Origin of the sequence: Streptomyces sp. SID11385 (assembly GCF_010548245.1) — a bacterium.
Lineage (GTDB): Bacteria > Actinomycetota > Actinomycetes > Streptomycetales > Streptomycetaceae > Streptomyces.
This window is the reverse complement of record NZ_JAAGLR010000044.1, coordinates 22507-29201: the sequence shown is the minus strand read 5'-3', so window position 1 is coordinate 29201 and position 6695 is coordinate 22507. Positions and strand designations below refer to the sequence as shown.

Sequence of the window (6695 nt, the reverse complement as noted above, 5' to 3'; positions counted from 1 at the left end):
GTGAGCGCGCTCGCGGCGAGGAGGGCCGCGGGCGCCGTGATCCGGCCCGAAGGCAGGGGCCGGTGGGGGCGTTCGGCGGCGTCCTCGGCCCGGTCGGCCCAGTCGTTGAGCGCCATGCCGGCCTCGTAGAGGCACAGCGAGCAGCCGAGGGCGAGGGCGGTCGTGCGGGGCCGGGCCGCGCCGCTCGCCGCGGCTCCCGCGAGGGCGTCGCCGGGGACGGTGAACAGCGCGGAGACGCGCAGGAGTTCGGCCCAGGCACCGAGCCGGGCGCGGGCGCCGGGCTCAGGGGCGGAGGGCGGTACGAGGGCGGGGATCACCGGGTCTCCCCCAGCCGTCCTGCGAAGGTGAGGAGCGCGGCGTACTGCTCGGCGAGCGAGGAGGACCCGCCGTCCGGGTCCTTGAAGAAGAAGCCGAGTTCGGGGCGTGGCCCGGTGAGCCCGGTCTCGTGCGCGCGGGCGAGGATCCGGGCGAGGTCGAGGACGAGGGGCGCGGCGAGCGAGGAGTCGACGCCCTGCCAGATGGTCTGGAGGATCATGCGGGTGCCGAGGAAGCCGTCGAAGGCGATGTGGTCCCAGGCGGTCTTGAAGTCGCCCATGGCGGGGACGTCGTCGATGTGCACCTCGCCCTCGGGCGCCGCGCCGAGCGTGTCGGCGAGCACGCGCTCCTTGCCCGCGTTCTTCGCCGCCGCGGCGGCCGGGTCGGCGAGGGCCGCGCCGTCGCCGCCGCCGAGGAGGTTGCTCCCCGACCAGGCGCGGACGGCGAGGGCACGCTGGTGGAACATCGGGGCGAGGACGGAGCGGAGCAGCGTCTGCCCGGTCTTGCCGTCGCGGCCCGCGTACGGGAGGCCGCTCGCCGCCGCGCGCTCGGCGAGCGCCGGGTGGTGGAGTCCCGTCGAGGGGGTGAAGTTGACGTAGGGGCAGCCGGCGGCGAGCGCGGCGGCGGCGTAGAGGGAGCTGGCGGGCAGGCGGGTGTCGCCCGCGCGGGGCGCGGGCTCCGTCGAGGCGACGTTGACGACGATCACGCGGGCGAGGGCGTGCCGGGTGCGGAAGCCGGTGAGGTCGGCGGCGAAGGCGGCGATCAGTTCCTCGTCGCTCCGGTTGTCGCCGGGTCCCGGGCCGCCGGGCCTGATCTCCGCGTCGGCCGCGGTGAGTTCGGCGGCGAGCGCGGTGGGCAGTCCGTGCGGCAGGACCCCCGCGGCGGCGAGTTGTTCGGCGCGCTTGGGCAGCGGGCACGCGGTGGTGTCGTGGCCGCCGAAGACGAGGGCGGGGAGCGGGGGGAGGCCGGCTTCGGCGAAGGCGGGGGTCTCGGTGACCATGCCCGTGGCCGGGTGGAGCCCGGCGGCGACGGCGGCGGCACCGGTGACGGTGGTGGTGGCCACGGAGCCGCGGGCACCGATGAGCCAGATGCCGGTGCGGGGTTCGGCGGGGGTGGTGGGTGTCGTGGGGGCGGGGGTCGGTTCGGCGGACATGGGCAGCCTCCTGTCATACGAACCTGCGGGTGCGCCGGGATGGTGCGGCTCGGGGAGCGGTGGGCGGGGGTCCGGCGTCCCCCGCCCACCGCCGTCTGGGGGCTGGGCGGGACGCCGTGCCCGGGGGCCCGGCGTCCCGCCCGTACTCAGGGAAGTTCCTTGATCTGGATGTCGCGGAAGGACACGTGGTCGGCGTCGCTGTGGTTCTGGATGCCGATGTAGCCGTCCGCGAGGGAGCGCTCGGGGTCCTTGTTGGTGAAGTCGTTGATCTTCGTACCGTTCAGGTACACCTGGACGCGCTCGCCCTGGACCTTGATCTCGTAGGAGTTCCACTGGCCCGGCGGGCGCAGTGCCTGGTCGCGGAGCTTGAGGTTGGCGGATTTGAAGGTGTAGATCGAGCCGGTGGTGCGGTCGTCCGCGTCGGTGGCGTCGATCTGGACCTCGTAGCCCTTGTTCACGGCCGACCAGGGGTCGTCCGAGGCGGGGAAGCCGATGAAGACACCGGAGTTGTCGTCACCCTGCATCCGCCAGTCGAGCTTGAGGGAGTAGTTCTTGAACTCCTTGGCCTGGTACCAGAGCAGGCCCATGCCGCCCTCGGAGTGCAGGGCGCCGTCGGAGATCGAGAACTTCCCCGGACCGGCCTGCTTCCAGCCGTCCAGGGACTGGCCGTTGAAGAGCGGGCGGTAGTCCTTGTCCGGCTTGCAGTCCGCCTTGACCTGCCCCGTGGCGTACTTCATGCCGCCGAGCAGGTGGGCGCGGAAGTCGGCCTCGGCGTAGGACTCCTTGGTGTGGCCGAGACCGGTGTAGAAGGCGCGACCGCCCTCGTACGGCTGGCACCAGGCGATCGGGTGGTCGCCCTTCATGGTGCCGCCGCTGTAGCTGGTCTCGTCCACGGTGGCGAGGACCTTGGCCTGGGAGCGGGGGTTGGTGCGGTAGTTGTACCACTCGTCCGTGTGCTGCCAGGCGTCCTTGAGGCTCTCGGTCGCGGGGTGGTCGTGGCCCTCCGCGCGGACGGTCGCCTCCTGGATCTGCGGGTGCGAGTCGAACCAGGCGCCGACGAGGCCGCCGTAGAACTTCCAGTCGTACTCGGTGTCGGCCGCGGCGTGGACGCCCATGTAGCCGCCCCCGCCCTTGACGTAGCTCTCGAAGGCGGCCTGCTGGTCGGCGTCGAGGACGTCACCGGTCGTCGAGAGGAAGGCGACCGCGTCGTACTTGGCGAGGTTGTTCTTGGTGAACTGCCCGGCCTCCTCGGTCGCGTCGACGGTGATGCCGGACTCGGCGCCGAGTTCCTTCAGGGCCTTGATGCCCTCGGGGATGGAGTCGTGGCGGAAGCCGGCGGTCTTGGAGAAGACCAGGAGCCGCTTGCTGCCCTTGACGACCGCGTCCGAGGTGATCTCGAAGTCGTCGACGTCGAAGAGCGCGCCCTGTCCGGTGGCTCCCTTGAAGACGAGGTAGAGCGAGGTGGTCTTCTTGGGCACCTGGGCGAGCTTGACGTCGACGTTCTGGAAGGTCTCCCAGCCGCCCGTCTTCGGCACCGCGGTGGAGCCGAGGAGCGCGCCCGTGGGCGAGCCCGTACGGACTTCGAGGGAGCCGCCGGCCCCGCCCGAGGCGACGCGCGCGGTGAGCTTCTTGGCGCCGGTCAGATTGTACGGGGTGAAGGCGATCCAGTCGCCGTCGTCGATGTCCCCGACCGTCCTGCCGCCGTTGGCCTCCGCCTTGTCGTACGTCTTGATGCCGGAGGAGGTGTTGAAGTGCTCGGCCTGGCGGTGCCGCGGCTGGAGCTTGACCTGCGCGTGGCCGGTCAGCGCGGCCTGGCCGCCGCCCCCGCCGTCGGTGTACTCGGCGTCGATGACCCCGAAGATGTTCGCGTTGGGGTCGTGCTCGGCGTCGGCCGGCGCGGTGATGGTGCCTTCGCAGCCGGTCGTGGAGGTGATCGGGTGGCCGTGGCTGTCGTGGCCGAGGATGTAGCGGACGGTGACCTTGGAGCAGTCGATCTGGCCGTCCTCGGGGTCGGTGACGGTCACCTTGAACGGGATCGTGTCGCCGAACTTGAAGAGGGCGCCGTCCGCCGGGGCCTCCAGCTTGACGGTCGGCGCGGTGTTGCCGACGACGACCTCGACGCTCGCGGTCGCGGTGAGCCCGGTGGCGTCGGTCGCGGTCACCGTGGCGGTGTAGGTGCCGTCCGTACGGTAGGTGTGGGCGGCGTCGGCGCCGGCGACCTTCTTGGAGCCGTCGCCGAAGTCCCAGCTGTAGCTGATCGCGTCGCCGTCCCCGTCGCTGCCCTTCGCCGAGAAGGCGACGCGCAGCGGGGACTGGCCGGAGGTCTTGTTGGCGCTCGCCTCCACGACCGGGGCGCGTCCGTCGGTGACGTTCTCGATGCGGTAGAGCGCCGAGTTCTCGTCGCCGCCGAACCAGGAGAGGCCGTAGTCGAGGACGTAGAGCGCGCCGTCGGGGCCGAAGGCCATGTCCATGACCTGGGTGCCCGACCACGGGAAGTCGTTGATCGACTGGACGGTGCCGTCCGCGTCCTGCTCGATGCGCTTGATCCACTGGCGGCCGAACTCACCCGCGAAGAAGTCCCCGTCGTACTCCTTCGGGAACTTCACCGGCGAGTCGAGGTTCTCGTCGTAGTGGTAGACCGGGCCGCCCATCGGGGACTCGGAGCCGGAGCCGAACTCGGGCACGGAGCCGCCGTCGTAGGGAATCCACGCCTCCTGCGCGGGCGGCAGGTCGGTGAGCCCGGTGTTGTTCGGCGAGTCGTTCTTCGGCGCTGCGCAGTCGAAGGTGGCGCCGGACTCGCCGGTGGCGAAGTCGTAGTCCTTGTACGCGTCGTTCTTGCCCGTGCAGTACGGCCAGCCGAAGTTGCCGGCCTTCGTCACGCGGGCGAACTCGACCTGTCCGGCGGGGCCGCGGCTCGGCGACGCGGCGCCCGCGTCGGGGCCGTAGTCGCCGACGTAGACGATGCCGGTCTCCTTGTCGACGTTGAGCCGGAAGGGGTTGCGGAAGCCCATCGCGTAGATCTCGGGGCGTGCCTTGTCGGTGCCGGGGGCGAAGAGGTTGCCCTCGGGGATGTCGTAGCTGCCGTCCTCGTGGACCTTGATGCGGAGGATCTTGCCGCGCAGGTCGTTGGTGTTGCCCGCCGAACGCTGGGCGTCGAAGGCCGGGTTGCGGCTCGCGCGCTCGTCGATCGGGGTGTAGCCGTCGGAGGCGAAGGGGTTGCTGTCGTCGCCCGTCGACAGGTACAGGTTGCCGTCGGCGTCGAAGTCGATGTCGCCGCCGACGTGGCAGCAGGTGCCGCGCGAGGTCTTGACGTCGAGGATCTTCTTCTCGCTCGACTGGTCGAGGGTGCCGTCCTCGGCGAGGGTGAAGCGCGAGAGCTGGTTGATGCCGTCGAAGGGCTTGAAGTCGGCGGCGGTGCCGTTCTCGGGGGCGTCCCCGTCCGGGGTGTCGAGCGGCGGCGCGTAGTACAGGTAGATCGCGCGGTTCTCGGCGAAGTCCGGGTCGACGCCGACGCCCTGGAGACCTTCCTCGTCGTGCGAGTACACGTCGAGCTTGCCGGCCACCTTGGTGGTGCCGTTCTCGTCGGTCAGGCGCAGCGTGCCGTCCCGCGAGGTGTGCAGGACGCTGCGGTCGGGGAGGACCGCGAGGGACATCGGCTCCCCGGTCTCCGCGGCACCCTTGGCGAGGGTCACCTGCTGGAACTCGGGGGTCTCGGGCTCGTCGGCGCCCGCGGGCTGCGCGACGAGCGTGAGGGATGCGGCGGTGAGCAGGGTTCCGGTGAAGAGCGCGAGGCTTCTTCGGAACCCCTGACGTTTCCTGTGCACGAGAGTGCCTCCACAGGGGGCCGGTCGTACGGGCGGGTGACCCCGGGCGCGCCGTCGTCCGGGGCGTGCTACGTCGTGCGTGGCACGTACTGCCGTGGTGCGGTGGTGCCGGGTGCAGTGGTGCCTGGTGCTGTGGTGCCGTGGTGCCGTGTGCGGTGGTGCCGGGCGGACCGCGAGGTCCGGTACACGCTCAGGGACGGTAGTGGAGCTTTGTCCGTGCGGCATAGCCCTTGGACGCAGGCTAGTTCGTCTTTTTCCCGCCACAGGACAAAGACACGTGCGGGCAGCCCCGACCGGCCCGTGGCGGATGGTGCCACGGGCCGGGCGGAACCGGGCGTACCGCCGCGGGAGGCGGTGGCCGGAAGACCGGGGTCCGGGGAAAGCGGTTGCTCCGGGGTCAGTCCTTCGTGCTGAAGGCCGCGTCGAAGGAGGCGGTGGGCCGCTCGTAGTCGTACGCGCGCATCCGGGCCAGCGCCTCGGGGGCGCCCTGGAGCCGGTCCATCCCGGCGTCCTCCCACTCCACCGAGACGGGTCCCTCGTAGCCGATGGAGCCGAGCATCCGGAAGACGTCCTCCCAGGGCACGTCGCCGCGTCCGGCGGAGACGAAGTCCCAGCCCCTGCGCGGGTCGCCCCAGGGCAGGTGCGAGCCGAGCCGGCCGTTGCGCCCGTCGAGGCGCTTGCGGGCCTCCTTGCAGTCCACGTGGTAGATCCGGTCGCGGAAGTCGTAGAGGAAGCCGACCGGGTCGAGGTCCTGCCACACGAAGTGGCTCGGATCGAAGTTGAGGCCGAAGGCCGGGCGGTGGCCGACGGCCTCCAGGGCGCGCACGGTCGTCCAGTAGTCGTACGCGATCTCGCTCGGGTGCACCTCGTGGGCGAAGCGCACGCCCTCCTGGTCGAAGACGTCCAGGATCGGGTTCCAGCGCGCGGCGAAGTCCTCGTACCCGCGGTCGATCATGCCGTCCGGGACGGGCGGGAACATCGCGACGAGGTGCCAGATCGAGGAGCCGGTGAAGCCGATGACGGTGTCCACGCCGAGCGCGGCGGCGGCGCGCGCGGTGTTCTTCATCTCCTCGGCCGCGCGCTGCCGCACCCCTTCGGGCTCGCCGTCGCCCCACACGCGGGCCGGCAGGATGTTCTGGTGCCGCTCGTCGATGGGGTGGTCGCACACGCCCTGCCCGGCCATGTGGTTCGAGACGGCGAAGACCTTCAGGCCGTACTTGTCGAGCAGCGCTTTGCGCGAGGGGATGTAGCCGGGGTCGTTCAGCGCCTTGTCGACCTCGAAGTGGTCGCCCCAGCAGGCGAGTTCGAGACCGTCGTAGCCGAAGTCCCTGGCCAGCTCGCAGACCTTCTCCAGGGGCAGGTCGGCCCACTGGCCGGTGAAGAGGGTGTAGTCACGTGACATG

General features: G+C 71.3%; 4 protein-coding genes. All 4 read right to left on the bottom strand.

Features of this window, described 5'->3' with window-relative positions:
- Nucleotides 1–317: UbiA family prenyltransferase (locus G3I42_RS01965; protein WP_164282126.1), on the bottom strand; the 317-nt coding region annotated here is incomplete at its 3' end.
- Nucleotides 314–1468 (bottom strand): inositol-3-phosphate synthase, encoded by a 1155-nt coding sequence (locus tag G3I42_RS01960; protein WP_164282125.1) that lies wholly within the window; start codon nucleotides 1466–1468, stop codon nucleotides 314–316. The genes G3I42_RS01965 and G3I42_RS01960, both read right to left, overlap by 4 nt.
- Nucleotides 1469–1614: 146 nt before the next feature.
- On the bottom strand, nucleotides 1615–5292 hold the full coding sequence (locus G3I42_RS01955; protein WP_164282124.1) for a ThuA domain-containing protein: 3678 nt from the start codon (nucleotides 5290–5292) through the stop codon (nucleotides 1615–1617).
- A gap of 397 nt (nucleotides 5293–5689) precedes the next feature.
- A complete protein-coding gene (locus tag G3I42_RS01950) occupies nucleotides 5690–6694 on the bottom strand; it encodes a sugar phosphate isomerase/epimerase family protein (protein ID WP_164282123.1) in 1005 nt (334 codons plus the stop codon).
- Nucleotide 6695 lies beyond the last annotated feature (1 nt).